This window comes from Mycobacterium shunyiense (genome assembly GCF_058270035.1).
Map to the genome: position 1 here is coordinate 36,631 of NZ_JBZDPT010000001.1, position 23,840 is coordinate 60,470.

Annotated in this window: 37 protein-coding genes; 16 read left to right on the forward strand and 21 right to left on the reverse strand. The window is 65.8% G+C overall.

The window, feature by feature from the left end; all coding sequences use genetic code 11:
- Nucleotides 1–11 precede the first annotated feature (11 nt).
- Nucleotides 12–1,346, forward strand: coding sequence for an L-lysine 6-transaminase (gene lat, locus AC4ELS_RS00165; protein ID WP_498885198.1), 1,335 nt, complete (start codon nt 12–14; stop codon nt 1,344–1,346).
- Here lat and AC4ELS_RS00170 read toward each other — a convergent pair.
- A complete protein-coding gene (locus AC4ELS_RS00170) occupies nt 1,343–1,906 on the reverse strand; it encodes a restriction endonuclease (protein ID WP_498885196.1) in 564 nt (187 codons plus the stop codon). The two genes, lat and AC4ELS_RS00170, sit on opposite strands and share 4 nt — an antisense overlap.
- A 72-nt stretch (nt 1,907–1,978) precedes the next feature.
- On the opposite strand from AC4ELS_RS00170, the gene AC4ELS_RS00175 reads away from it, so the two are divergent.
- The 3 genes from AC4ELS_RS00175 to usfY (AC4ELS_RS00185) are packed head-to-tail and all read left to right on the forward strand — an operon-like array spanning nt 1,979 to nt 3,664.
- Nucleotides 1,979–2,665: a PAS and ANTAR domain-containing protein gene (locus AC4ELS_RS00175; RefSeq protein WP_498885194.1), complete on the forward strand. Its 687-nt coding sequence runs from the start codon at nt 1,979–1,981 to the stop codon at nt 2,663–2,665.
- A 60-nt stretch (nt 2,666–2,725) separates the two neighbouring features.
- Complete coding sequence (locus tag AC4ELS_RS00180) at nt 2,726–3,343, forward strand: flavodoxin family protein (protein WP_448442459.1); 618 nt, start codon at nt 2,726–2,728, stop codon at nt 3,341–3,343.
- Nucleotides 3,344–3,355: 12 nt separating this feature from the next.
- Nucleotides 3,356–3,664 (forward strand): protein UsfY, encoded by a 309-nt coding sequence (usfY, locus tag AC4ELS_RS00185; protein ID WP_448442461.1) that lies wholly within the window; start codon nt 3,356–3,358, stop codon nt 3,662–3,664.
- Between the two features lie 60 nt (nt 3,665–3,724).
- Here usfY (AC4ELS_RS00185) and mbp1 read toward each other — a convergent pair whose 3' ends face one another.
- Complete coding sequence (gene mbp1, locus AC4ELS_RS00190; RefSeq protein WP_029107199.1) at nt 3,725–3,967, reverse strand: microaggregate-binding protein 1; 243 nt, start codon at nt 3,965–3,967, stop codon at nt 3,725–3,727.
- Nucleotides 3,968–4,126: 159 nt separating this feature from the next.
- Between mbp1 and AC4ELS_RS00195 the strand changes: the two genes are divergently transcribed.
- Complete coding sequence (locus AC4ELS_RS00195; RefSeq protein ID WP_463805750.1) at nt 4,127–4,804, forward strand: HemK2/MTQ2 family protein methyltransferase; 678 nt, start codon at nt 4,127–4,129, stop codon at nt 4,802–4,804.
- Nucleotides 4,801–5,016: a CDGSH iron-sulfur domain-containing protein gene (locus AC4ELS_RS00200; protein ID WP_064886647.1), complete on the forward strand. Its 216-nt coding sequence runs from the start codon at nt 4,801–4,803 to the stop codon at nt 5,014–5,016. The genes AC4ELS_RS00195 and AC4ELS_RS00200 overlap by 4 nt, the downstream gene beginning before the upstream one ends.
- On the opposite strand, the gene AC4ELS_RS00205 is transcribed toward AC4ELS_RS00200, so the two are convergent.
- From AC4ELS_RS00205 to AC4ELS_RS00235, 7 genes are all read right to left on the reverse strand, one after another.
- The gene (locus tag AC4ELS_RS00205; protein WP_448442466.1) at nt 4,996–6,015 is read right to left on the reverse strand and encodes an iron-containing redox enzyme family protein; all 1,020 of its coding nucleotides are present in this window, start codon (nt 6,013–6,015) and stop codon (nt 4,996–4,998) included. The two genes, AC4ELS_RS00200 and AC4ELS_RS00205, sit on opposite strands and share 21 nt — an antisense overlap.
- 226 nt (nt 6,016–6,241) lie before the next feature.
- Entirely contained in the window at nt 6,242–6,580 is a 339-nt protein-coding gene (locus tag AC4ELS_RS00210) for a hypothetical protein (RefSeq protein ID WP_498885189.1), read from the reverse strand.
- Entirely contained in the window at nt 6,567–6,932 is a 366-nt protein-coding gene (locus AC4ELS_RS00215; RefSeq protein ID WP_499045149.1) for a PRC-barrel domain-containing protein, read from the reverse strand. The genes AC4ELS_RS00210 and AC4ELS_RS00215 overlap by 14 nt, the downstream gene beginning before the upstream one ends.
- A complete protein-coding gene (locus AC4ELS_RS00220; protein WP_448442471.1) occupies nt 6,929–8,158 on the reverse strand; it encodes an Nramp family divalent metal transporter in 1,230 nt (409 codons plus the stop codon). The genes AC4ELS_RS00215 and AC4ELS_RS00220 overlap by 4 nt, the downstream gene beginning before the upstream one ends.
- Complete coding sequence (locus AC4ELS_RS00225; protein ID WP_499045152.1) at nt 8,158–8,631, reverse strand: hypothetical protein; 474 nt, start codon at nt 8,629–8,631, stop codon at nt 8,158–8,160. Before AC4ELS_RS00225 ends, AC4ELS_RS00220 begins: the two co-directional genes overlap by 1 nt.
- Before the next feature lie 12 nt (nt 8,632–8,643).
- Nucleotides 8,644–8,868, reverse strand: coding sequence for a hypothetical protein (locus AC4ELS_RS00230; RefSeq protein WP_498885184.1), 225 nt, complete (start codon nt 8,866–8,868; stop codon nt 8,644–8,646).
- 49 nt (nt 8,869–8,917) lie between these two features.
- Complete coding sequence (locus AC4ELS_RS00235; RefSeq protein WP_448442475.1) at nt 8,918–9,937, reverse strand: DNA topoisomerase IB; 1,020 nt, start codon at nt 9,935–9,937, stop codon at nt 8,918–8,920.
- Nucleotides 9,938–10,139: 202 nt separating this feature from the next.
- Between AC4ELS_RS00235 and AC4ELS_RS00240 the strand changes: the two genes are divergently transcribed.
- A complete protein-coding gene (locus AC4ELS_RS00240; protein WP_448442477.1) occupies nt 10,140–10,505 on the forward strand; it encodes a hypothetical protein in 366 nt (121 codons plus the stop codon).
- On the opposite strand, the gene AC4ELS_RS00245 is transcribed toward AC4ELS_RS00240, so the two are convergent.
- From AC4ELS_RS00245 to AC4ELS_RS00260, 4 genes are all read right to left on the reverse strand, one after another.
- Nucleotides 10,499–10,927, reverse strand: coding sequence for an STAS domain-containing protein (locus AC4ELS_RS00245; protein ID WP_448442479.1), 429 nt, complete (start codon nt 10,925–10,927; stop codon nt 10,499–10,501). The genes AC4ELS_RS00240 and AC4ELS_RS00245 overlap by 7 nt on opposite strands.
- Before the next feature lie 201 nt (nt 10,928–11,128).
- Nucleotides 11,129–11,755: a maleylpyruvate isomerase family mycothiol-dependent enzyme gene (locus AC4ELS_RS00250; RefSeq protein ID WP_448442481.1), complete on the reverse strand. Its 627-nt coding sequence runs from the start codon at nt 11,753–11,755 to the stop codon at nt 11,129–11,131.
- Nucleotides 11,752–12,240, reverse strand: a complete 489-nt coding sequence (locus AC4ELS_RS00255) for an SRPBCC family protein (RefSeq protein ID WP_499045153.1) — start codon at nt 12,238–12,240, stop codon at nt 11,752–11,754. Before AC4ELS_RS00255 ends, AC4ELS_RS00250 begins: the two co-directional genes overlap by 4 nt.
- The gene (locus AC4ELS_RS00260; protein ID WP_448442485.1) at nt 12,237–12,557 is read right to left on the reverse strand and encodes an ArsR/SmtB family transcription factor; all 321 of its coding nucleotides are present in this window, start codon (nt 12,555–12,557) and stop codon (nt 12,237–12,239) included. Before AC4ELS_RS00260 ends, AC4ELS_RS00255 begins: the two co-directional genes overlap by 4 nt.
- 87 nt (nt 12,558–12,644) lie before the next feature.
- Between AC4ELS_RS00260 and AC4ELS_RS00265 the strand changes: the two genes are divergently transcribed.
- From AC4ELS_RS00265 to usfY (AC4ELS_RS00280), 4 genes are all read left to right on the forward strand, one after another.
- The gene (locus AC4ELS_RS00265; RefSeq protein ID WP_055111862.1) at nt 12,645–12,878 is read left to right on the forward strand and encodes a hypothetical protein; all 234 of its coding nucleotides are present in this window, start codon (nt 12,645–12,647) and stop codon (nt 12,876–12,878) included.
- Nucleotides 12,879–12,885: 7 nt separating this feature from the next.
- Nucleotides 12,886–13,041, forward strand: coding sequence for a hypothetical protein (locus AC4ELS_RS00270; protein ID WP_088304566.1), 156 nt, complete (start codon nt 12,886–12,888; stop codon nt 13,039–13,041).
- Nucleotides 13,042–13,057: 16 nt separating this feature from the next.
- A complete protein-coding gene (locus AC4ELS_RS00275; protein WP_064886636.1) occupies nt 13,058–13,315 on the forward strand; it encodes a DUF7218 family protein in 258 nt (85 codons plus the stop codon).
- Nucleotides 13,316–13,504: 189 nt separating this feature from the next.
- A complete protein-coding gene (gene usfY / locus AC4ELS_RS00280) occupies nt 13,505–13,813 on the forward strand; it encodes a protein UsfY (protein WP_064886496.1) in 309 nt (102 codons plus the stop codon).
- 79 nt (nt 13,814–13,892) lie between these two features.
- Here the strand turns inward: usfY (AC4ELS_RS00280) and AC4ELS_RS00285 are convergent, their stop codons facing one another.
- Entirely contained in the window at nt 13,893–14,237 is a 345-nt protein-coding gene (locus AC4ELS_RS00285) for a hypothetical protein (protein ID WP_463789954.1), read from the reverse strand.
- A gap of 50 nt (nt 14,238–14,287) precedes the next feature.
- Between AC4ELS_RS00285 and AC4ELS_RS00290 the strand changes: the two genes are divergently transcribed.
- Nucleotides 14,288–15,274, forward strand: coding sequence for an LLM class F420-dependent oxidoreductase (locus AC4ELS_RS00290; RefSeq protein ID WP_463789955.1), 987 nt, complete (start codon nt 14,288–14,290; stop codon nt 15,272–15,274).
- On the opposite strand, the gene AC4ELS_RS00295 is transcribed toward AC4ELS_RS00290, so the two are convergent.
- On the reverse strand, nt 15,242–15,787 hold the full coding sequence (locus AC4ELS_RS00295; RefSeq protein WP_499045157.1) for a DUF6328 family protein: 546 nt from the start codon (nt 15,785–15,787) through the stop codon (nt 15,242–15,244). The genes AC4ELS_RS00290 and AC4ELS_RS00295 overlap by 33 nt on opposite strands.
- Nucleotides 15,788–15,997: 210 nt before the next feature.
- On the opposite strand from AC4ELS_RS00295, the gene AC4ELS_RS00300 reads away from it, so the two are divergent.
- Together AC4ELS_RS00300 and AC4ELS_RS00305 are read left to right on the forward strand one after the other, a co-directional pair.
- Nucleotides 15,998–16,432: an ATP-binding protein gene (locus AC4ELS_RS00300; RefSeq protein ID WP_448442494.1), complete on the forward strand. Its 435-nt coding sequence runs from the start codon at nt 15,998–16,000 to the stop codon at nt 16,430–16,432.
- A 26-nt stretch (nt 16,433–16,458) separates the two neighbouring features.
- On the forward strand, nt 16,459–17,181 hold the full coding sequence (locus AC4ELS_RS00305; RefSeq protein ID WP_236734879.1) for an RNA polymerase sigma factor SigF: 723 nt from the start codon (nt 16,459–16,461) through the stop codon (nt 17,179–17,181).
- Here AC4ELS_RS00305 and AC4ELS_RS00310 read toward each other — a convergent pair.
- The gene (locus AC4ELS_RS00310) at nt 17,152–17,574 is read right to left on the reverse strand and encodes an STAS domain-containing protein (protein WP_448442496.1); all 423 of its coding nucleotides are present in this window, start codon (nt 17,572–17,574) and stop codon (nt 17,152–17,154) included. The two genes, AC4ELS_RS00305 and AC4ELS_RS00310, sit on opposite strands and share 30 nt — an antisense overlap.
- 196 nt (nt 17,575–17,770) lie before the next feature.
- On the opposite strand from AC4ELS_RS00310, the gene AC4ELS_RS00315 reads away from it, so the two are divergent.
- Nucleotides 17,771–18,319, forward strand: a complete 549-nt coding sequence (locus AC4ELS_RS00315; RefSeq protein WP_448442498.1) for a nucleotidyltransferase family protein — start codon at nt 17,771–17,773, stop codon at nt 18,317–18,319.
- A 3-nt stretch (nt 18,320–18,322) separates the two neighbouring features.
- Here AC4ELS_RS00315 and AC4ELS_RS00320 read toward each other — a convergent pair whose 3' ends face one another.
- The 3 genes from AC4ELS_RS00320 to AC4ELS_RS00330 all read right to left on the reverse strand — a co-directional run bounded on the left by AC4ELS_RS00320 (nt 18,323) and on the right by AC4ELS_RS00330 (nt 21,551).
- Nucleotides 18,323–19,309, reverse strand: a complete 987-nt coding sequence (locus tag AC4ELS_RS00320) for a malate dehydrogenase (RefSeq protein ID WP_448442500.1) — start codon at nt 19,307–19,309, stop codon at nt 18,323–18,325.
- Entirely contained in the window at nt 19,306–19,638 is a 333-nt protein-coding gene (locus AC4ELS_RS00325) for a hypothetical protein (protein ID WP_055111886.1), read from the reverse strand. Before AC4ELS_RS00325 ends, AC4ELS_RS00320 begins: the two co-directional genes overlap by 4 nt.
- 119 nt (nt 19,639–19,757) lie before the next feature.
- On the reverse strand, nt 19,758–21,551 hold the full coding sequence (locus tag AC4ELS_RS00330) for an acetyl/propionyl/methylcrotonyl-CoA carboxylase subunit alpha (RefSeq protein WP_499045160.1): 1,794 nt from the start codon (nt 21,549–21,551) through the stop codon (nt 19,758–19,760).
- Nucleotides 21,552–21,754: 203 nt separating this feature from the next.
- On the opposite strand from AC4ELS_RS00330, the gene AC4ELS_RS00335 reads away from it, so the two are divergent.
- Nucleotides 21,755–22,483, forward strand: coding sequence for a DUF6199 family natural product biosynthesis protein (locus AC4ELS_RS00335; RefSeq protein ID WP_499045163.1), 729 nt, complete (start codon nt 21,755–21,757; stop codon nt 22,481–22,483).
- Between the two features lie 6 nt (nt 22,484–22,489).
- Here AC4ELS_RS00335 and AC4ELS_RS00340 read toward each other — a convergent pair whose 3' ends face one another.
- Entirely contained in the window at nt 22,490–22,900 is a 411-nt protein-coding gene (locus tag AC4ELS_RS00340) for a SufE family protein (RefSeq protein ID WP_064886485.1), read from the reverse strand.
- 2 nt (nt 22,901–22,902) lie between these two features.
- Nucleotides 22,903–23,802 carry a sulfurtransferase gene (locus tag AC4ELS_RS00345; protein ID WP_064886484.1) on the reverse strand — a complete coding sequence of 300 codons (900 nt, stop codon included), beginning with the start codon at nt 23,800–23,802 and terminating at the stop codon, nt 22,903–22,905.
- Between the last annotated feature and the right edge of the window lie 38 nt (nt 23,803–23,840).

Below are 23,840 nucleotides of genomic sequence, written 5' to 3' on the forward strand. Positions count from 1 at the left end.
AAGATGGTGTCATGACTGCAGTGTTGACACCTACGCCGCAGGTAACGCCTGACCGGGTACGAGCCGTCCTGGCCCGCAGCATCCTGACCGATGGCTTCGATTTCGTCCTCGACCTCGACCGCTCCCAAGGCTCCTACCTGGTGGATGCGCGTACCGGCGACCGCTTCTTGGACATGTTCACCTTCTTTGCCTCGTCGGCGCTCGGGATGAACCATCCCGCGCTGGCCGACGACGGACACTTCCTGGCCGAGTTGGCGCGGGCCGCGGTGAACAAGCCCAGCAATTCCGACGTCTACAGCGTGCCGCTGGCCCGCTTCGTCGACGCCTTCCGCCGGGTCCTCGGGGACGCGGACCTCCCGCATCTGTTCTTCGTCGATGGCGGAGCGCTGGCGGTCGAGAATGCCCTCAAGGTGGCGTTCGACTGGAAGAGCCGGCACAACGAGGCCCGCGGGATCGACCCGGCCCTCGGTACCAAGGTGCTGCATCTGCGCGGAGCCTTTCATGGCCGCAGCGGATACACGATGTCGCTGACCAACACCGATCCGGTCAAGGTGGCTCGCTTCCCCAAGTTCGACTGGCCCCGTATCGACGCCCCGTACCTGCGGCCCGGGGTGGATATTGCTGCGGCCGAAGCTGATTCGCTACGGCAGGCGAGGGCGGCCTTCGAGGCCCACCCGTACGACATCGCCTGCTTCATCGCCGAGCCGATCCAGGGTGAGGGTGGTGACCGACACATGCGGCCGCAGTTCTTCGCCGCGATGCGGGAGCTGTGCGACGAATTCGACGCACTACTGGTCTTCGACGAGGTGCAGACCGGGTGTGGTATCACCGGAACAGCCTGGGCCTACCAGCAATTGGGGGTCGCCCCGGATGTCGTCGCGTTCGGGAAGAAAACCCAAGTGTGCGGCATGATGGCGGGCCGGCGGGTCGACGAGGTCGTCGACAACGTGTTCACCGTCAGCTCGCGGATCAACTCCACCTGGGGCGGAAACCTGGTCGACATGGTGCGTTCACGCCGCATCCTGGAGGTCATCGAGTCCGACAGACTGTTGCGCAACGCCGCGCTGATCGGCGACCACCTTCTCGGCCAGCTGCGAGAGTTGGCAGTGGATTTCGCCGATACCGTACTCGATCCCAGAGGACGTGGCCTGATGTGTGCGTTCAGCCTGCCCTCGACCGCCGCCCGCGACGAGCTGGTCCGTCGGTTGTGGAGCAGCCACGTCATGATGCTGCCGAGCGGTACCGACTCGGTGCGGTTCCGCCCGGCGCTTACCGTCACGCGTACCGAGATCGACGCGTGCCTCGAAGCGGTCCGGGCTGCGCTGAGATCGCCACTGGCGGGCTAGGGCGCACTCTCCGCCGCCGCCGCGCGGCGCAGGATCGACTTGAGCCTGGGCAACTCGGCCCCGCTCACCAACTCGCACCCGTGAAGTTCGGCGAGTTTGCGTGCAGCCGGGGTGAATTCGTTGTTGGTGACCACCATGGTCCTGGCACAGTCCTGCATCGGAGCGCCCGCGACGACCTCCTGAACGGCTCCGGCCCCCACCGGACGCGACAGGCATTTGCACTGCACAGCAATCCGGTTGGGCCGGCGACCGACGATCAGATCCACCCCCCAGTCGCCGGTGAGAGGGGTCATGATGACCGGCAACCCAGCGCTGCGAGCCACCTGGGCCACGCGGTCCTCGAACTCCAGCCCGGTCATCTGGGTGGCGGTCTGTTCACGGGCGCTGGGTATGCGCGCACCACGGAAGGCCCCCGCCACGAACCGCGGCGTGGCCCCCAAGACCAGCGGCACGAAGAGGCCGATGACCAGGCTCCATGCCGCGTCGACCCCGGCAAGATAGCTCGCAATCGCCGCTGCGCCCCCGGCTGCGATGAAGAGCTTGATCCGAAGCCGTCTCACAGCGCCGAATGTAGACGTCACCTGTGACAATCAAGTGAGGCGCAATGTGCCGGGCGAGTTATTCTCAACCTCGTGACGAGTGACGCGGCCGAGGGGAACCCCAAGTCGCCGATTGAGCATGCCTTTGCCGGCGGCGAGGCGCAGCGGGTCGGTTGGTTCCGGTTCTACTTCGCCGATGAACGCTGGGAATGGTCGCCCCAGGTAGAGCGGATGCACGGGTATGAACCGGGCACCGCGAACCCGACGACCGAGGTGGTGCTGTCCCACAAGCACCCCGAGGACTACGGGCAGGTGGCCGCCACCCTGCTCGAGATGCGGCGCACCTCGGGTGCGTTCAGCACCCGTCACCGGATCATCGATACGGCAGGCGACGTCCACCAGGTCGTCGTTGTCGGCGATCAGCTCTTCGACGACACCGGTGCGGTCATCGGCACGCACGGTTTCTACGTCGACGTCTCACCCTCGATCGCGCAGGCCCAGCAACAGGCGGTCACCGAGGTGGTCGCGGAGATCGCCGAGGCCCGTGGTGCGATCGAGCAGGCCAAAGGCATGTTGATGCTGATCTACCGCCTCGACGAAGATGCGGCGTTCGAGCTGCTGAAATGGCGGTCGCAGGAAACCAATGTCAAGCTGCGCCTGCTGGCCGAGCAGCTGGCACGAGATTTCCTGGCGCTCGACTACTCCGAGACCCTTCCGAGCCGCGTGGTGTTCGACCGATTGCTGCTCACCGCCCACCAGCGGATCCGCCCAGAGGTTTAGCCCGACCCCGTCCTGGGAAGACTCCCGGCGCTGATCCGAAGCGAACTGGGAGAGGGACTCATGACCGCGCCGAACCTGACTGCGCTGGCTTTGGTCTGCAGTCTCAAGCGTCGGCCGGCCGAGTCCAGCAGCGAGCTGATCGCCGATCAGGTCCGCGAGAACCTCGGTGTGCTGGGAGTCGACACCGAGTCGGTGCGGTGCGCCGACTTCATCATCGAGCCCGGCGTCGAAGCGGATATGGGTGGCGCCGACCAGTGGCCCGAGATCCGCAGGAAGATTCTCGACGCCGACATCCTGCTGCTGTCGACACCGGTATGGCTCGGGCATCCATCGAGCATCACGCAGCGCGTTCTGGAGCGGCTGGACGCCGAGTTGTCCAACACCGACGATGCGGGCAGGCCGGTGTTGGCGGGCAAGGTGGCGCTGGTTTCGGTGGTCGGCAACGAGGACGGCGCGCACAAGACCGTGGCCGACCTCTTCCAGGCGCTCAACGACATCGGCTACACCATTCCGGCCCAGGGCTGTACGTACTGGAACGGCGAGGCCATGCACGGCACCGATTACCTGGATCTCGACGAGGTGCCCGGTCCGGTCGCCGACGCTACCGCCGCGGCCGCGCGCAACGCAGCGCACCTGGCCGGACTGCTCAAGGTCGGCCAGTACCCGCGTTACGAGTGAGAGGGAGAAATGATGAAAGGTCCTGACGACCCCGTCGACCACACCAGGACAACCCGACCCCATGCCGGCGAGTCGATGAAAGACAACCGCAACATGCCCGCGCTGATCCTGGTCGGCGTGGGTCTGGTGATGTTCGTCGCCTGCCTGGTCGGGTTCGCGACCGGCAACACCGGGGTTGCGGTGGTGCTCGCGATCCTGGCGGCCGTGGGGCTGCTGGGTGGCGGTCTGTGGCTGCTAATCGCTCACCAGCGCGTGCGGCGCCTCGAAGAACGCTGGTACGCAGAGCATCCCGATGTGATCAGGCAATCGCCGAACAGCTGACGTGAATAAACGAGATGGCCCAGCCACCATTGGCTGGGCCATCTCTTCAATCAGGCCGGGCTAGGGACGCTGGCTCGCCTGCTCACGCTTTTCGGCGGCCTTCGCGCCTGCCCGAGCCGATTCGGCTTCGGCTTCCTTCTTGGCGGCGTCTTGCTGGGCGTCGGCCTTGTCCTGCTGGGCTTTACCCTCGCGCACAAGATCTTCGCGGCCGGTCACGGTGCCGACAGCTTCCTTGGCCTTACCCTTGACGTCCTCGACGACGCCCTTGATGCCTTCTTCAGGTCCTGAGTTCTTCTCGGTCATGCTCTACCTTTCCGCTTCAGGAGTGGATTGGTGTTTACTACGCGGCTTCTCCACGCACATCTTGGATTCCCTGATGCGCAGGCACTAAACGTGAAGTGCCGAATCGTGGCGTTGGCGACAAGCGAGTTTGCCTGGCGCCCGGATGGGTACCGAATAGGGGTGATCTCCGGAAGCATCGCTGTTGGCGCCGAGAACGTTTATCGCCCGCAGCAGGACTCACGGCTGCTCATCGATGCCCTCACCGGCAACGATGAGGTGGCCGGCCGCCGAGTGGTGGACCTTTGCGCCGGGAGCGGGGTGGTTGCCGTTGCCGCGGCCGAGCTGGGCGCCAGTGAGGTTACTGCGCTGGATATTTCGCCGAGCGCGGTGCGATGTACCCAGGCCAACGCATTGGCTGCACAGGTCGATGTCGACGCCAGGCTCGGCTCGTGGACTCAGGCGCTGGAACACGAACCGTTCGACATCGTGGTGTGCAACCCGCCCTACGTTCCGGTGGCGCCGGAAACCTCTGCCGGAGTGATTGTGTCGACCGGCCCGATGGCCTCATGGAACGGCGGTCCGGACGGTCGGCTGATACTCGACCCGCTGTGCCGCGCGGCTGCCGAAATGCTGGCGGAAGGCGGATCTTTGTACCTCGTCCAATCCGAGTTTGCCGATGTCGCGGAGTCGGTGAGGCTGTTGCGGGCAGGTGGGCTGAACGTGGACGTCTATGTCACCCAACGAATTCCGTTCGGGCCAGTGCTGCACTCACAAGCTACTTGGCTTCGAGACACCGGACGCTTGACCGATGACAGGACCGAAGAGGAACTGGTCGTCATCCGGGCGGACAAGCCATGACCGAGCGACGGGCCGTGCGGGTGGTCCAGGGTGGGCCGATCCTCGTCGAGGGGCCGGTTCGAATCGAGCTGCCCGACGGGAGCACCGTCGACTCCGATCGGTTCATGGTGGCCATCTGTACGTGTCGACGGTCCAAGACCTATCCGTTGTGTGACACCAGCCACCGCAAGGTCAAGCGATCCTGCCAAAACTCAGGAAAGCGGCCGGCATAGCGAACTACGTTCGGCCAGCCAGCATTCCATCAGGTGATCGGCCAACCTGTCCTCCATGGCGGCGAACGCCCGCATCCCGAACACCACGTCGCAGTCGAGTTCTGGTTCGCGCCGGACCAGATCGCCCACCACGTCGTGGCGGACGACCTGCTCGTGTACCGCGTCGGCTTCGACGTGCTCGCGGTAGAACCGGACACACGCCTCGGGCGCCTCGAGTCGCTCCAACGCGGTCACCAGGCGCTGTGATCCCGGTGAGGAGGTGATCTCGGTGGCCGCGAAATGCCCCGCGGCGGCGCCACGTAGTCGTCGATGCAGACCGAACATGGACATCAGATTGACCAACGCGAGGCTTTCGGCCGGCACCGCGTCGAGATAGCCGAGGTAGGCGTCGTCCAGCTCGGCCTCTTTCAACAGGTCGGCGAACAGGTTCTGGTGGATGCGGTCCGACGAGCCTGCTCCGTATTCGTCGTATTCGACGGCGACGAAGGCGGCCTTCGCCTGTCCGCTGAGGCGGGGGATCAGCCAGGCGTGCGGATCACCCTCTTTGAGGTGGTACACCGACCGGTGCACGAAGTACTCTCGCATCTGTTCCCACGTGCCCGCATCGCGAAGGTGATACGACGGGCCGGTTCCGTCACGGGGCTCGACCGACAGGCGTGCCATCTCCCGCTCGGCAGTGTCGTCGGGGTCGATTCTGCCGACCTCGCGTCGGACCGCCGCGAGAAAGCTCCGCTCGAACTGTGAGCGCAGGTGCAACAGTCCGGCGTTCCACTCCCAGTCCTGATCGACACCGGAGAATCCGCGGTAGTGCAGTTCGTAACAGAGATAGAGCGACAGTTGCACGTCCAGCCCGAGCGGATCCGAATCGCGCAGCGGGATCCAGACCGGTTCCAGGTGGTTGTGTGGCGCGCGATCGCCGAGCCTGTCGATCAGCGCGGCGGAGATGGGGCCCTTCGCGGGCGGAAGCCCCGGTTGCGGAGCGGTGAGGAACGTCGTCATGGCGGTTGAGGAATGCCCGTCCACGGCCTCTGGTAAACCGGCCTGGCGGTTTGTCCGGGTACATGCCCGGGTATACAGCAACCTGTTGGAGTCAAGGTGAGAAACATGGCCAGACCAGCACCGTCCGTTTTCGAGCGGATCGCCGATGTCATCGAGCGCGAGCAGCGGCAGGCTCTCAGTGAGTACGCCCTGACCGAACTGCTGTGGCACCGCCACGGCGACGGGGTTACTGACTCTGCAGGGTCGGCGAGCGTCGGCTGTAGCCGACACGCAGCGTGACGTGGTTGGACCCGACCCGGGCCACGTCTTCCCATGCCGCCAGAAAAGTGCCTCGGTGGCGCCATGCGGCGATGGTTGCGATGAGGGCCGGGGCGTTGATGGCCGTGCGCTCGTAACCCAGGTATGACGAGCGAGTACGGGGGCTGACGACCAGGCCGACGAGTTCGGTGCGGCCGGAGTGCTCCGCGTCCTCGTCCGCGAATTTGAGCCGGACGTCGATCACGGTGCCGAGGGGGTGATGGCCGGCATCCAGCACGCGGAGCCCGAGCAGGTTACTCAGCTGCATGGCGCCCTCCCGGGATACGGGCGACGATGTGGTCGCGCAGCCAACGCTCTACCCAGTCCGCGTCCGCCGGAAGTTCGGAGGCTGTCAGTTGCACGGTCACGCCGACCGAAGCCACCTGTTCCCAAGGGATTTCGTGCAACATCGATCGCGGCGGCGCGCCGCCGAGGATCCGGGTCATCACCACCTGTCCAGACAGGATCGCGCTGACGTGTGGTGGCGGGCTGCCTGGTTCGATATCCACATCGGCCTCGATGCCGTCGAGTTCGAGGTCGTCGACGATCCCGACCGGCGCGCCGTCGTCGTCGAGTATCTGCCGGTCCAACAGGTGCAGGCGGGCGTCGACGATTCTCATTGGCCTGCCCCGGTCACGATCATCAGCGGAATGGCCGCCAGCGAGGCCGCCACGATTATCACCAGGTACACGGACCCGAACATGTTGAGCAACCTTCCGTTCGTGTTGTCACCCATGTATTCCGGATCGTTGGCCACGATGAGGATGGGCAGGTAGGTCAGGGGGAGGGCGATAGCCGAGAACACCACCGAGTACTCGGTGACCATGACCGGGTCGACGCCGGTGAACAGGACGGCAGCGCCGACGACGATGCTCACGAACATCACGACGTGGAAGCGGGATGCCTCGGCCGGACGGCGGAACTTGCCCCAGGGCCACCCCAAGAACTGCGCCAGCGTGTAGCCACTGGACAGTGTGGTCTCAAGGGCCGCACCGAATGTGGCCGCCACGATGCCGATGATCGCGAACGCCAGGGCCAGCTTGCCGCCGGCCTCGACGACGGGCATCACCACCTGAGACAGCGACGTCACCTCGATCTGGTTCGGCAGCAGCACCAGCGTCGCGCACGCGGCGATGGCTACCGAAAGGATGCCGCCGAGCGGGAATCCGACCAGGACATTGAGGCGTGAGACCCCGAGATCCTTTGTCTTCCAATGCTCTTCTACGGCACCGGAGGAGAAGAAAAACACCTCGTACGGTGTCATCGCGGCGCCGAACAGTGCGATGGCGTAGTACCAGTACGTCGCGGACGATTCGGATTCGGGAATCACCGGTTGCGCGACCTGATGGGCGAGCTCACCCCAATGCGGTTGCAGGGCAAAGACGGCGACGGCGAACACGATCAGACACAGCCCCGCCAGACCCGCGGTGTTCTCCATGACCGAGAACTTGACCCGCCAGACCACCAGCCACACGGCCACGGCTGCCACCGGTATCCACAGCATCCGCCCGACGTCGGTGGCAAGTTGCAGGGCCAGTGCCACACCACCGATCTCGGCGGTCAGCGTCATCAGGTTGATCAGAAACGATGCGCTCAGGTTGGCCGCGGCGGTGCGCGGGCCCAGGCGTTCCCGGATGATCTCGAACGTGGCTCGCCCGCTGACCGCTGCGACCCGGCCCGCCATCTGGGCGAACAAACAGATGCCGACGACGCCCACCAGCACGACCCATACGAGCGCGAGACCGAACCGCGAACCGACCACGGCATTGGTCACCAGGTCGCCGATGTCGAGGAACCCGCCGATCGCGGTCAGGATCCCCAGCGCTACCGCGAAGAACTTCTTCATCAGCGGTACCTGGCTTCCAGCGCATCGGCCGATTGCAGCAGCTGCGTACGCAGCACCGGCAACTCTGGATCGGAGGTGACCTCGCGGACCCGCGCCGATGCGGTGTTGAGGTGGCCGATCATCATCGTCATGGCTTCGGTGAGCATTTTCTGGCGGTCGAGATCGACCGGATCGTCGGCTTTGAGGTCGGCAATTCTCTTGTAGGCCTTGACGATCTCGTCTCGCGCATCGGATATCTGGACGCTCACCAGTTGCGGTGTGGACCGGTCACGTGTCCTGAGGTCGAGGGCGTACGCGCCGCTGCGGGCGGCGGCCACCGACTCTTCCATCGCCTGGGCGAGCTGCCCTGACATGCCGTCACGGTTGGCCGGACAGCGGGTCAGCAGCAGACTCAGGGAGATCAGCAGCAAGACGACAAGCAGCGCCACCCGTATCCGTCGCGGTTTGTCTTCGGGGTCGCCTTCGCCGGCCATGACGCCCTACCCTCAGCTGGGCAGCGTCTCGCCGTCTTCGCGGTCGAACTCGTCGCGGCCCGCGTCGTCGGCGACCACCTCACGTTGTTCCTGCCAGTCGGGTTCTGTCGCCTCCAGCGGCGGGCTGTCCATATCGGATACCGGGGCTTCGGCGTCGGGCACCACATCGGTCTGGTCGCGTTGCTGCTCGAGTGCATCGGCAACCGGCACCTCGTCGGGCACGTCTTCGCGGGTCATGCGGCCCGAATACCCCGTGGCCAGTTGATCAAACGCGCCGGGTGTCCGGTCACGCCCGGCGCGCCACCTTCCGGATCAGCCGGGCTGTACTGCGGTCCAGGATCTCCTGGCGTCGGTTGCTGTTCCGCGTGCGGGTAGCGCGGCGGAATCCGGCCGCAATGGTCAACCCGTCCCGATACCCGTCGACCACCCGGGGGTCGACGTAGGCGCTACGGGCGACCGCAGGGGTGTTGCCGAGAGCCTCGGAGACCTCGCGCATCACAGCGGCTTCGACGCGCTTGATCACCTTGTCGTCGACCGGCGGATCCGCGTCCACGAACGCCTCGGCCGCCAGCACTGTGCCATGCCACGTCCGCAGATCCTTCACGGTGTACTCGTCACCGACCATCTCTTTGAAACGCACGTTGAGGTCCTCGGCATGGACCTCGATCCACTCCGACGAGTTGCGGTACGCGAGTAAGCGATCGCCATTGCCCCGGGCGCGCTGCAGCGACCGGACCGCACGTACCACCGCTGGATCTTCCACCACCAGCGTGCGACGCACGCCGCTCTTGGCCGGATAGTCGAATCCGACCGCATCCGGCCGCAGCGTGACGTGTTCGCGCAGCAGCGTCGCGATGCCGAACGAATTGTTCTCCTCGGCGTAGTGATCCCCACCAGCCCGGAAGTACCCGAGGTCGAGCAGACGAAGGCCGAGCGCCAGCACGCGATCGCGGGTCAGCCCGCGCCGACGCAGATCACCCGCGATGCCGGTACGCCAGTCGGTCAGCCCCGCTGAGAGCTCAAGCACCCGGTCGAACTTCTCCTCGCTGCGGTCCTGCTGCCATTGGGAGTGGTAGAGGTATTGTCGCCGTCCCGCAACGTCGGTGCCGACGGCCTGGATGTGTCCGTTGGGGTGGGGACAAATCCAGACTTTCTTCCACGCGGGCGGAATGACCAGATCCTCGATGCGCTTCAAGGTTGCCGCATCGGTGACGGCAGCACCATCTTCGTCGCGGTAACCGAATCCACGTCCGCGGCGTACCCGGCGAAGCCCCGGACCACCGACGACGCTGCGACGCAGCCTCATCGGGTCCGACACTCTGGTTTAGGGACCGGATGGCGGCGGGTACGCGACATGTATGTCATCGTCTGACTCGGTACCAGGGCCTCGGCTCACTGTGCTGCACAGTCGGCGAATACCCCGCCGGGGATCCGGCCACACGCCCGGAGCGCGCGCCGTTGAACTCCGGGTACCCGCCCGAGCCGACTCGCTGGCCATGGTGAGAACCATGACAGGCTGCCTGGCCGACAATGAAGACCTCGGCAGGAACACCGCGGACGATCTGGCGCTGGCGGTTGATGAAGCGTGTACGGTGCTGATCGGCATCGCCGCTCCAGGGGCTTCTCTGGTGCTGGTTGAAGACCCCCGCCTACACGAACTCAACGTCCGCGTGTCGACGGACTGTGACGGCGTCGAAAGCGTCCCTGGCAGTGCCGTCTTGAGCGGCTTCAGCAGACGGGTACTGGAGGCGCTCACCGACCGCGTTGAGACCTTCGTCGACGACGCCGATTTCGAGCGCACCGGCAACCCCAAGCCGACGTTGGGCATCTCGCTGACCGTCCGGCGGCATGGGGCCCCAGCGCGACGTCAGTGATGCACGTTCACCAACTGCAGCTGCTGCGGCTGATCGCGCAGCATCGACAGGGCGGCCGGAAGCTCGTTGGAGACCGGCAGGGCGCAGGCGGGATCGCAGATCCCCAGCACCCGGGCAACGGCAGCGCTCGGAATCAATACCCAGTCGATGCCCTCGCAGGCACACCTCACGTTGATGGTGTGTAGGCAGGCGAAGCAGCCCGCGCCGAAGAATTCGACTGCGCTGAGGTCGAGGACCAGCTGTCCGCGCGGCCTGCTGTTCCGGATCCCGCAGTCGGTCAGCTCGGTGGCGTTGGACGCGTCCAATTCACCTTGGACGCTGATCACGGAAGTGGCCGGCCACAGCCATTGGGCAAAAAATTGCGCGTGGCTGCGGTCGGTGGAAGATTGCTTCGCCGGCTTCGCGGCGGTGATGGTGGACATCGTGACTCCCTCAGTAGCAATTACTGCGGTCACGTCACTCTTCAGGCTCTGTGGACTCAAAACCCCTGGATACAGGGAGTATCACTACCCTGCACCCGATGACGATTCCGGGGCGGCTGTGAACTCAACCTGAGTTGGACTCTACGCCATAGTGGGCCGGAACAATAGAACTTCAGGGCCGTGGTGCTCGCGGATGACTTGTCAGAGCCGGCTGAGCAGGGTCGCCGCGCCGGGGCCCGTGAGTTCTTCGGCGGCTTGTCTGCGGCCGGTCATGGCCAGCAGCAACGCCTCGCCGGGGCCGGTGACTTCCGGGCCGTCGCCGTGCTCCCATTCGATGTCATTGGCCCGCAACCGGAGTCCTCTGATCCGCCGTCCCGCCCCGAGTCGTGGGTTACCCGGTACCAACGGCAGTATTCGCTGCAACCGCTGCGCGGGCACCACTCGGGGACGGCCGAGTGCGCGGCGAATGTCCTGGTGATGGACGGTGCCGTCGACCAGGCCGATCATGCCGCCGAATCCGGCGGTCAGGCCCTGCGGTCGCAGATGTCGGTGGAGAAACGCGAGCAGTTCGTCGGTGGACATCGCCGAGTACTCGGCGACTCCGACCTCGTTGGCATGCACGATCCGTCCCTTTGTGAAGCGTTTCACCAACCCTGCGAGGTTGAGCTCCTCATAACTGATGACGTGTGCGACAACGTCTTTCACGGTCCATCCGGCGCACAATGACTCGGTGCGCCATTGCTCGGGCGTCAGGGTGGCCAGGAATTCGGCGAGGTCGGTTCGCTCTGCGCAGGCCAGGTCCATGAGCGACGGTTCGTCGGTGCTCATCGTGATCCCTCCCGGGTGACCAGGTCGAGGAAGCGCCCCAGGTACAGCGGCCATCCGGCGTCGCCGCCGACGCCGCCGGCCACCGCCCGCCAGTCGTCGCCATGGCGCTCGAGATGTCGGTGCTCCAACTCGACCCGGGTGCGATCGTTGCCTTCGGCGATGAAGCGGACTTCCACCTCGCTCGTCCGATCCAGGTCGGATTCGAGGCGCCACGTCGGTCCGATGTCCCAGGAGAAGACGATGCGGGTGGGCGGCTCGTAGACCAGGACTCGTGCCCACTCACATCGGCTGCCGTCGGTCCCGACGTCGTAGATCTTGCCTCCGACGCGGGGTTCGAAGACGGTCTGCGCGATCGGAACCGAGAGCAGATTGTGTTCGCGGGGCTTGATCGCATCGAATCGATCGACGAACAGGGTGAACGCCCGTTCCACTTTTGTGTCGACGACGACACTCTTGCGGATGGGCTCGACTTCTGCGGGTGTCATTTCGACTCTCCCTCCTGCTCGACGATGTTCCGGTAGGCGTCCAGCGCCTGGCCCCAGAAGGCGTCCAACTCGGCGCGCAGGGCCGCGACACCCTCAGGATTGACGTGGTAGAGGCGACGGGTTCCGACGGCTCGATCCGTCACCAGCCCAGCGCATTTCAGAACCTTCAGATGCTGTGAGACCGCCGGCCGGCTGACCGGGAGGTCGCGGGCCAATTCGCCCACCGCCATCGGCCCCGAAGCCAACCTCCTGACGATGGCCCGCCGGGTGCCGTCGGCCAGGGCGGCCCACGGATCTGCCGACGGGTAAGTCGTCACGAACGGTAAGTCTACGCTTACCGATGAGCGGAATCGACCCGGTTGCCTCAAGTTTGACCCGCGCGTCAGCGGGGTACTTCGCATGTCATGAGACTTGGTGGATTGTTTGGAACACTCGTGCTCATCTGGCTGATCATCGGCGTGGTCGCAGCCTGGCAGCGCGATTATTTCCATGGTGGATCAACGAACTGCGCGACTGCGGGCGCGATAGCGCTCACGGTCATCGCCGGTCCGCTCAACTACGCGGGCGTAAATCCGAAGGTGGACGAATGCCGTTTGCCCCAACCCAGCGCGATGGCCCCCATCGCCGCCGTGAATTGAGGTCGCCATGATTCTGCTCGGAGCGATTCTGCTCATCCTCGGCCTGATCTTCAACATCTACCTGCTCTGGGTGGTCGGCGTGATCCTGCTGGTCATCGGCGGCGTGTTCTGGCTGCTCGGAGCCATCGGCCGGCCGGTTGCCGGGCGGCGAAGCTGGTACTGAGAAAGGGAGATGCACGATGCCGAATCCGTCGATCAAGGACGAGAAGCTCTACGAGGAGCTGCGCGACGAGGGCAACTCGAAGGAGAAGGCCGCGCGTATCTCGAACGCTGCTGCCGCCAAGGGACGTTCGAGTGTCGGACGGGCCGGCGGCGAGTCGGGTTCCTATGACGACTGGACGGTCGATCATCTGCGAAAGCGAGCCAAAGAGCTTGGCATCAAAGGATATTCCGACAAGAACAAGCGCGAGCTGATCGGGATGCTCCGCAATCACTGACCTGACCCACCGCGGAACGACCCGGCCCCGACGGCACCCGTCGGGGCCGGGTCGTTCGCGCAGCGCACGGGGTTCTGTAACTGCAGAAGGCGATCATGCTGGTTTTGTCGCCAGAGTCGCCCGGGAGATCTACCGTGGAAGGCAGCCCATGTACGGCAGGTGGGGCGAGAAATGGCGGAAGGAGCAGCCATGCATGGCCCAAAAGATCCAGTTGACCACGCCCGGACAACCCGGCCGCATGCCGGCGAGTCGATGAAGGACAACGTGATCATGCCCGCGCTGGTACTGATCCTCGTGGGGTTGGTGCTGTTCGTCGGCACTCTGGCGGCGTTCGCCACCGGCCATTCCGATGTCGGATTGATGGTGGGCACATTGTCTGCCGCCGGATTCCTCATCGGATCGATGTGGCTGGCGCTCGAGCACATGCGTGTGCGTCGCATCGAGGATCGCTGGTACACCGATCATCCCGGCGTCATGAGGCAGCGGCCCAGCAGCTGAGCCTTTCGACGAGCGACCCGGCCGCTGTGCGGCCGGGTCCCTGTCTTGCGATGCGGTGTGGCTCAGGATGCGGTGTGGCTCAGAAGGTGAGTGCCAGCACCGCGAAATCGATTGCCAGCAATGCCAATCCGATCACCGGGACCAGAACGCCGTAGCGCAGCCGCGCAGTGAATATCGATACGGCGATCGTGACCACGGGCACCACCGGCGCGCCGTAGAACAGAATCCCGAACCAGAATTCGCCCGGGCCCTTGTCCGCGCACGCCTCGCTGGTGCACCCGGCCATGCCCATCACCGCACCCATGCCGTACAGGAATACCAACACGGCCGCGGGGACGGTCAAAACCGCCAGCACCCAGGTGATCGAGATCCGCATCCGCCGCTCGCCGGTGCGCTCAGTCTGCAGAGTCTGTGATTCGGTCATGGTGTCCGCATACCCAGTTTCATGAGCTTCTGCACGGGTATTCCTGCGGCATGGCCAGATTCGGATACACCTTGATGACCGAGCAGAGCGGCCCACGACAGCTGGTCGACTACGCGGTATCCGCCGAGCAGGCGGGCTTCGACTTCGAAGTGAGCAGTGACCACTACAGCCCGTGGCTGGCAAGTCAGGGACACGCTCCCAATGCCTGGCCGGTGCTGGGCGCGGTCGCCCACGCGACGAATACCGTGCAGCTGTATTCGTATGTGACCTGTCCGACGATCCGATATCACCCGGCGATAGTCGCCCAGCAGGCCGCCACCGTGCAGATCCTGGCCGACGGCCGGTTCACCCTCGGTCTCGGCAGCGGGGAGAACCTCAACGAACACGTGGTGGGGCAGGGGTGGCCCACCGTCGACCGTCGCCTCGACATGCTCGCCGAAGCCATCAAGCTGATTCGAGAACTCCTGAGCGGGGACCTGATCGATTTCCGGGGCGAGTTCTTCGAGGTGGACTCTGCACGCATCTGGGACGTGCCGGAAGTGCCGGTGACCATCGCCGTCTCGATGACGGGTGAGAAATCCGTCGAGAAGCTCGCCGTGGCCGCCGATCACCTGATCAACGTCGCTCCCGACCGGGAGATCGTCGAGGGCTGGCAGGAGCGTCGTCAAGCCACCGGCGTGCTGCCCGAGGGACGCGTGATCGGACAGGTTCCGGTGTGCTGGGATCCAGACCGGGTCGCGGCGGTGGAGCGAGCCCATGACCAGTTCCGTTGGTTCGGCGGCGGATGGGCGGTCAACGCCGATCTCCCGACCCCGGCGGGATTCGCGGCGGCAACCAAGTTTGTGCGTCCTGAGGACGTGGCCGATGCCATCCCGTGCGGACCGGATCTGGACGCGATCGTCGCTGCGGTGGCGCCGTACCGCGACGCCGGATTCACCGATATCGCCCTGGTCCAGATCGGTGATGAGGGACAGCAGCGCTTTCTCGACGAGGCGGCGCAGCCGCTACTGGCTGCGCTGCGCGCGGAACTCGACTGAGGACCCGGTCGACATCGGATGACCCAGCCGCATCGCAAACGGCAGCAGCAGCCAGACGCCGATGAACGTCAGCAGGGCGATGACCCCCGCGATCACTCCGGCCTCACGCCCGGCAACCGTATCGAAGATCAACTCGGTCACCCCGGTCATCGCGAGCCCGAGCAACACCAACCCGATGAACGCGCACCGATGCGCGGCGGAGACCAGCAGGTTCAACCGGTGCCGGCGGAACAGCATGCGGTGCATCCCGACCGGGGCGACGAGCAGCGCGGTAGCAGCGGCCGAACACGCGACGGTCACGAGATAGACGTCCCGCATGGGCTCGTCGAGCATCGAGAACCGTTCCTGGAACGGCAGAGTCAGCAGCAGGCCGGTGAGCAGCTGAACACCGGTCTGCACGACCCGCAGTTCCTGCAGCAGACTGCTCCAGTTACGGTCAAGCCGTTCGGCTTCCGTTTCATGCCGGACGGTCTGATCCCAGCGCTGATCCAGCTCGGGACGGTCCGGATCCATAAGTTCGATAATCCCACGTTTGTCACAGGTTTCAGCTTGCGCCGCGATGGGCATCCCTGGCCGGAGTCCCACGTGGGGCTGCGCAGGAAAGGAACAGCAGTGTCGAAGTCGAGACCGACATCATCGCGACGCGTTGTGGTCAGCAGTGCGGCCTCGTGAGGGCCGGGTCCCCACCTGGGATACTGTCGATCCGAGATGTCGGGAGGTGAGATGGCCGACGAACGAGGCCAATCCAAGCCGCTGAACCGCGCGGAGCGGTCAGTGGAGATTCGGGTCGCTGCCAGGCTGGAGAACCTGGCTGTAGTACGTACACTTATCGCTGCGGTAGCAGCATTCGAAGATCTTGATTTCGACGTCGTCGCCGACCTCCGGTTGGCCGTGGACGAGGCCTGCACGGCTTTGATTCGGGCCGCGTTGCCGGATTCGACCCTGCGACTGACGGTCGACCCCCGTGAAGAAGCCGTGGTGATCACCGCTTCGACCACCAGCTCGGAGGCCGCGGTGGTCGAGCACGGCAGCTTCAGTTGGCACGTGCTGAGCTCCCTGACCGACGAAGTCAACACCTTTACCGACGGTGACGGGTCCGACGCCGGACAGGTACACGGCATCACCCTGACGACGAGGCGAGCGAGCCTGCTGCGGTGACGTCGGAATATGCGGATGTTCGCGACATGTTTCGCGAACTGAGCGGACTGTCCGAGGACTCGCCGGCCCGCGAACGTCAACGTGAGCGGATCGTCGAGCGGTGCCTGCCGCTCGCCGATCACATCGCACGGCGATTCGACGGCCGCGGCGAGCCGCGCGAGGACCTGGTCCAGGTGGCACGTGTCGGCCTGGTCAACGCGGTGAACCGGTTCGATGTCGAGGCCGGGTCGGACTTCGTGTCGTTTGCCGTGCCGACGATCATGGGGGAGGTCCGGCGCCACTTCCGCGACAACAGTTGGTCGGTGAAGGTGCCACGGCGGCTCAAGGAGCTGCACCTGAGGCTCGGCACGGCGACCGCGGAGCTGTCCCAGCGGCTGGGACGCGCCCCGACGGCCTCTGAGCTCGCCGAGGAACTCGACATGGACCGCGAAGAGGTGATCGAAGGCCTGGTGGCGGGCAGTTCGTACAACACGCTCTCGATCGACAGCGGCGGCGGCGGCGACGAGGACGCGCCTGCGATCGTGGACACGCTCGGCGATCTGGACGACGGGCTGGACCAGATCGACAATCGGGAAACGTTGCGGCCGTTGCTCGCTCAACTACCTGAGCGGGAACGGACAGTGCTGCTGCTGCGCTTCTTCGAATCCATGACGCAGACTCAGATCGCCGAGCGGGTCGGTGTCTCGCAGATGCACGTATCGAGGCTGCTGGCGAAATCGCTAGCGCGACTTCGTGACCAGCTGCAGTAGCGGGGTTTTGCCGTTCAGCGTGGACAGGGCCGCAGCCACGCTGTAGCACGTGTGCCAGTCCGACTCGGGGTCGCAGATGCAGAGCAGTCGGTTTACCGGCTTGCTGGGCACCAGAACCCAGTCGATATCGCGGACGGAGCATTGTGCTTCGATGGCCTTGAGAGCGGAAAGCCCTGCGGTGCCGAAGAACTCGACCTCGGTCAAGTCGACGGCCAACCGCTCGACCTCGCCGGTGTGTCGCAATGCGTAGCCGGCGAACTCGTTTGCGTTGGTGGCATCGATCTCACCGTGAGCGCTGATCACCGCGGTTGACGGCGGCAGTCGGCGGGTCGAAAACCCGGCCTGCGAATTGTCGGTCCGGTCGATCAGTGCGTTTGTCGAAAAGACGGTCATTCTTAGCTCCATCAGTCGTAATACGCGTATTCGAACTGTTGGTGCGGCGTCGATCGACAAGAATGCGAGTTCCCGCGCGTATGCCGTTGACGCCCGCCGCGGCTGTGAACTCAACCTGCCTTGGACCCTACCGCGATCAAGGTCATCGGACAATTTGTCTGAGTGGATTCTTAGAGTTCCAGTTCAGACTGTTCGCATGCCGAACGCCGACGCAGCCGTCGCTGGGGTGGTGCTGGCCGCCGGTGCGGGCAGCCGCTTCGGGATGCCGAAAGTTCTTGCCGAAGAGGGTGTTTGGCTTCGCCGTGCGGTGTCCGCACTCTCCGGTGGCGGCTGTGACGATGTGATCGTGGTACTGGGCGCTGCCGTGGTGGACGTGCCTGCGCCGGCCCGCGCCGTAGTGGCCGCAGGTTGGGCCGACGGCATGAGCGCATCGGTCCGCGAAGGGCTCGCCGCCGCGGGCGATGCGCAATGGGTCATCCTGCACACCGTCGATACGCCGGACATCGGCGCCGACGTCGTCGCCCGGGTCCTGGCTGCGGCGCATGGCTCCGGCTCCGGCCTGGCCCGCGCCATCTACGAGGGCCGTCCGGGCCACCCCGTCGTCGTGGCCCGGAGGCACCTCGCTGAGCTCACGGGCACCCTGGACGGAGACCAGGGCGCCCGGGCATTTCTCGGCGGCCGCGACGACGTCGTCGCGGTGGAGTGCGGTGACCTCGCCACCGGCCTCGACATCGACATGCGCTGACCGCTACAGCAGGCCCAATTGTTCGACTGCGTGGCGCTCTTCGAGGAGCTCGGCCACCGACGCGTCGATCCTGGCCCGGGAGAACTCGTTGATCTCCAGGCCCTCGACGATTTCCCACCGGCCGTCGACCGCGCGGACCGGAAGCGAGGCGACCACGCCCTCAGGCACCCCGTAGACGCCGGGGGATGGCAGAGCCACCGAGGTCCAGTCGTCGGCGTCGGTGCCGTCCACCCAGTCCCGGACGTGGTCGATGGCGGCGTTGGCAGCCGACGCCGCCGACGAGGTGCCACGCGCCTCGATGATCGCGGTGCCGCGGGTGGCCACGGTCGGGATGAAATCGTTGGTCAGCCAGTCGGTGTCAGCGGCGTACTCTTCTCCCGGGCGCCCGTCGACCACCGCGTGGAAGATGTCGGGGTACATGCTCGGGGAATGGTTGCCCCATACGGTCACCCGGGACACGTCGGTGACGTGCACACCGGCATGCGTGGCCAGAGCGGCGACAGCGCGGTTGTGGTCGAGCCGGGTCAGCGCGGTGAATCGCTCGGACGGAATGTCGGGCGCGTGGGCCGCGGCAACCAACGCGTTGGTGTTGGCCGGGTTGCCGACCACGACGACGCGCACATCTGTGGCCGCGCCTGCGTTCAGGGCCTTGCCCGACTCGGCGAAGATCGCGGCGTTGGCCGCCAACAGGTCGGCGCGTTCCATGCCTTTACTGCGGGGCCGGGCACCGACCAGCAGCGCCACGTCGACGCCGTCGAACGCCTGCACCGGGTCGTCGTAGATCTCGACGTCGACGAGCCCGTCGAAGGCGCTGTCGACCAGCTCCATGACCACGCCCTCGGTCGCGCGGATCGCCGCAGGCAGTTCCAGTAGGCGTAGCTTCACCGGCACGTCGCGTCCCAGCAGGGCACCGGCACCGATGCGGAACAGCGCGGCGTAGCCGATCTGACCGGCCGCGCCGGTGACCGTGACGACCTTGGGGGCGGTCACGTGTGCACCTCCAGCCCGAGCACCTGCGTCGCGTAGCGCCGCACGGTGTCCTCTGAGATCGCGGCGGCGTCCTCGAATCCCGGCCTGCCCCGGCTGCTCAGGAATCCGGTGACGGGATCGAGGATGACCTCCGCGAGCAGTTCGCCGCTGGTCGGTTCACAGACGGCCCACGTGTACCGGGTGTCATCGGCCCAGCCGTCGGCGGCATCGTGCACGTAGTCCAGGTCGTCCTCACCCAGGTCGGTGAGCGCCGGCCGGTCGTCGACACGGTCGTCGGCGCGCAGCCCGCGCAGATACCACTGGCCGTTGTTGATCTCCACAGGTTCCACGGGACCTCCACCCTGGCGTCAAACGCCTTCACGAATGCTGTCACGAATGCCGAATGGCCACTTACGGCACAAGATTCAACAGAATCCGTGCCACAAGTGGCCATTCGGCGGGAAAAGAATTACTTGATCTCGGCGATCACGGTGCCCTGGGTGATGGCGGCACCGGCCTCGACGGCCAGCCCGGTGATGACGCCGTCCTTGTGGGCGGTCACCGGGTTCTCCATCTTCATGGCCTCCAGAACCACCACGAGGTCGCCTGCGGCCACCTCCTGGCCCTCCTCGACAGCAACCTTGACCACGGTGCCCTGCATCGGCGCGGTCACCGAGTCACCCGAGGCCGCCGCACCGCCGCTGGCGCCGCGCTTGCGGGCCTTGGGCTTCTTGCGAATCGCGCCGGGGGCAGCGCCGCCGCCTCCGCCGATCGCCAGGTCACCGGGCAGCGACACCTCGAGGCGACGCCCACCGACCTCGACGACCACGGTCTGGCGAGGAATCGTGTCCTCTTCCTCGATCGGGTCGCCACCGGTGAACGGCTCGACAGTGTTGTCCCACTCGGTCTCGATCCAGCGGGTGTGGACGGTGAAACCGTCCTCGTCGCCGATGAAGGCGGGGTCGGACACCACGGCCCGGTGGAACGGGATGACGGTGGCCAGTCCCTCGACGTTGAACTCGGCAAGGGCGCGGCGGGAGCGGGCGAGGGCCTCCTCGCGGGTGGCGCCGGACACGATCAGCTTGGCCAGCATCGAGTCGAACTGACCGCCGATGACCGAACCGCTCTCTACACCGGAGTCCATCCGGACACCCGGGCCGGTCGGGGCCTCGAACTTGGTGACCGGGCCGGGGGCGGGCAGGAAGCCACGGCCGGCATCCTCACCGTTGATGCGGAACTCGAACGAGTGGCCGCGCGGGGTCGGGTCCTCGGTGATGTCCAGGGCGTCGCCGTTGGCGATCTTGAACTGCTGCAGGACCAGGTCGATGCCCGAGGTCTCCTCGGTGACCGGGTGTTCGACCTGCAGACGGGTGTTGACCTCAAGGAAGGAGATCAGGCCGTCCTGGCCGACCAGGTACTCGACGGTGCCCGCACCGTAGTAACCGGCCTCCTTGCAGATGCGCTTGGCGGACTCGTGGATCTCCTTGCGCTGCCCGTCGGTCAGGAAGGGGGCCGGGGCCTCCTCGACCAGCTTCTGGAAGCGGCGCTGCAGCGAGCAGTCGCGGGTACCGGCGACGACGACGTTGCCGTGCGTATCGGCGATCACCTGGGCCTCGACGTGGCGCGGCTTGTCCAGGTAGCGCTCGACGAAGCACTCACCACGACCGAACGCGGCGACGGCCTCACGGGTCGCCGACTCGAACAGCTCAGGGATCTCCTCAAGCGTGCGGGCCACCTTCATGCCACGACCGCCACCGCCGAAGGCGGCCTTGATCGCGACCGGCACACCGAACTCCTTGGCGAACGCCACGACCTCGTCGGCGTCCTTGACCGGGTCCGGGGTGCCCGGCACCAGCGGTGCCTTGGCCTTGGCGGCGATGTGACGCGCGGTGACCTTGTCACCGAGATCCCGGATCGACTGCGGGCTCGGCCCGATCCAGATCAGCCCGGCATCGAGCACGGCCTGCGCGAAGTCGGCGTTCTCCGACAGGAAGCCGTAACCCGGGTGGATGGCATTGGCGCCGGACTTCGCGGCAGCGTCCAGGATCTTCTCGAAGACCAGGTAGGACTCGGCTGAGGTCTGGCCGCCCAGTGCGAAAGCCTCATCGGCAAGCCGTACGTGTGGTGCGTCGGCGTCAGGCTCGGCGTACACGGCCACACTGGCCAGTCCTGCGTCTTTCGCGGCGCGGATCACCCGGACCGCGATCTCCCCGCGATTGGCGACCAGCACCTTGGAGATCTTTGAGCTGGCGTGGTTGGCCACGGTGCCTCCTCGGCAGTGTTCTCTAAGAAACGTCTTTAAGAATCTATCGCGGGCAGTTTATGCGCCGCACCTTGGCGCTCGCCAAACCGGTATCGGTTACCGGCGAGTAGGTTTCGCCTTGGATTTCTCTGTGAACACATCAGTCCTGCTGACGGGCTGAAATCCTGTCTCGACCGACGGTCCGACGCTATTACTGTTGGCCCGTGAGTGTGGGGATTTTTCTGATTGTCGTGGGCGTGTTGGTGGGCGGCGTGATGGCGGCGGCACCGCGGGGCATCTGGTGGGCCACGCAGTCCTGGAGGTTCCGCAATCCCGCGGCCAACGAACCGAGCGACACGGCTTACGGGATGACGCGGGTCGGCGGTGTCCTGCTCATCCTCCTGGCGCTCGTTCTGGGTGGTCTGCTCATCGGGGACGGGATGTCGAAGTCGGCGGCCGGCAAACGCCAGCAGGAGGCCGAGGCGCAGCGGAAGGCGGCTGAGGCGGCCTTCGTGGTGCCACCGCCGGAAGAGCGTGGTCGGCTGCCGGTGATCGGCTATTTCGCCGAACCAACGCCCACCGGCATGCGGCGGGTCTATGTGTATTACCTGGCGCCCGGGGAGGCGGTGCACCAGTACGTTCGCACGATGTCGGACAAGTTCAGCTACCCGTGCTACACCTCGGCGAGCGTGACGAAGGCCGACGGCGACCGGGCGAGTGTGTATCCCGAACTCTATTGGGCGCCAAAGGAACTCGGCGATATGTCGAAGTCGGACAGGTGCCGCCCCCGGGCCGGCCTCAATGTTCACGCGGTGTCGTTGCGCGACGTGACGGCTGAGGCGACGATCGTCACCGACTCGGCGATCGCCGACAAGGATGGAACCGAGGTGATGCCCGCGGCGCGGGGCAACATCGTCCCCAAGCTCGCCAAGGCACTGCGAACGAATCCCTGACGCCGCTCAGGCGCCGCGCAGCCGCCGCTTGATCCGCGTCAGCATCGCCGACATACCGCGTAGCCGCAGCGGGCTGATCAACGCCGCCAGGCCCAGCGCGGTGTAGAAGTCGTCGGGCACCGCCAAGATGTCATCGGCGGACTGACCATCCAGACCGGTGGCCAGGATCGCGGCGAAGCCGCGCGTCGTAGGAGCCTCCGGGGGAGCGCTGAAGTACAGCCGCACCTTCCCCCGGTCGGACGCGTCGACATCGAGGAACAACGGGGACTGGCACTCCGGAACCGGCTCCATCGCCGCTTCCTCAAGATGAGCCGGCAAGGGCGGCAGCTCGTTGGCAAACTCCAGCAACAGCTGCAACTTGTCCTGGCCGGCCACCTCCTGGAAGTCGGAGACAACCTCGGCCAGGGCGGCCGGCATGGTCACGGAGCTTCGCCCGGATCCGGTCCGACAGCCACCGGGACCCGCACGGCATTACCCCACTCGGTCCACGATCCGTCGTAGTTGCGCACCCCGGGAAGCCCGAGCAGGTGCGTCAGCACGAACCAGGTGTGGCTGGAGCGCTCACCGATGCGGCAGTAGACGACTGTCTCCGGGGTCACGCCGTCGGACGGCTTGAGGAAGCCGTAGAGCTCCTCAAGCTCGGCGCGACTGCGGAACTGGCCGCTGTCCCGGGCAGCCTTGGCCCATGGGATCGACTTCGCGGTCGGAATGTGCCCGCCGCGAAGCGCGCCCTCTTCCGGGTAGTCGGGCATGTGGGTGCGTTCGCCGGTGTACTCCTGAGGCGAGCGGACGTCGATCAGCGGCTGCTTGCCGAGGATGTCCAGCACGTCGTTGCGGTAGGCCCGGATCGGGGCGTCGTTGCGCTCCACGACCGGATAGCCGCTGGACTGGCGGGTGGGCACCTCGAGCGTGGTGTCGCGGCCGTGGGAAACCCACAGGTCGCGGCCGCCGTCGAGCAGGCGCACGTCGGGGTGGCCGAACAGGGTGAACACCCATAGGGCGTAGGCCGCCCACCAGTTGCTCTTGTCGCCGTAGATGACGACGGTGTCGTCGCGGCCGATGCCCTTGCGATCCATCAGCTCGGCGAACTGCTCACCGTTGATGTAATCGCGCACATTGGGGTCATTGAGGTCGAGATGCCAGTCGATCTTGACCGCACCGGGGATGTGGCCGGTGTCGTAGAGGAGGACATCCTCGTCGGATTCGACGATGGCCAAGCCGGGCCGACCCAGGTTGCTGGCCAGCCAGTCGGCGGTGACCAGGCGCTCCGGATGGGCGTACTCGGCAAGAGTGGGGCTGGGATCAGCAGGCAGCGGCACACCATGAGCGTACCGTCGGTCCGGATATTCGCGGTGTG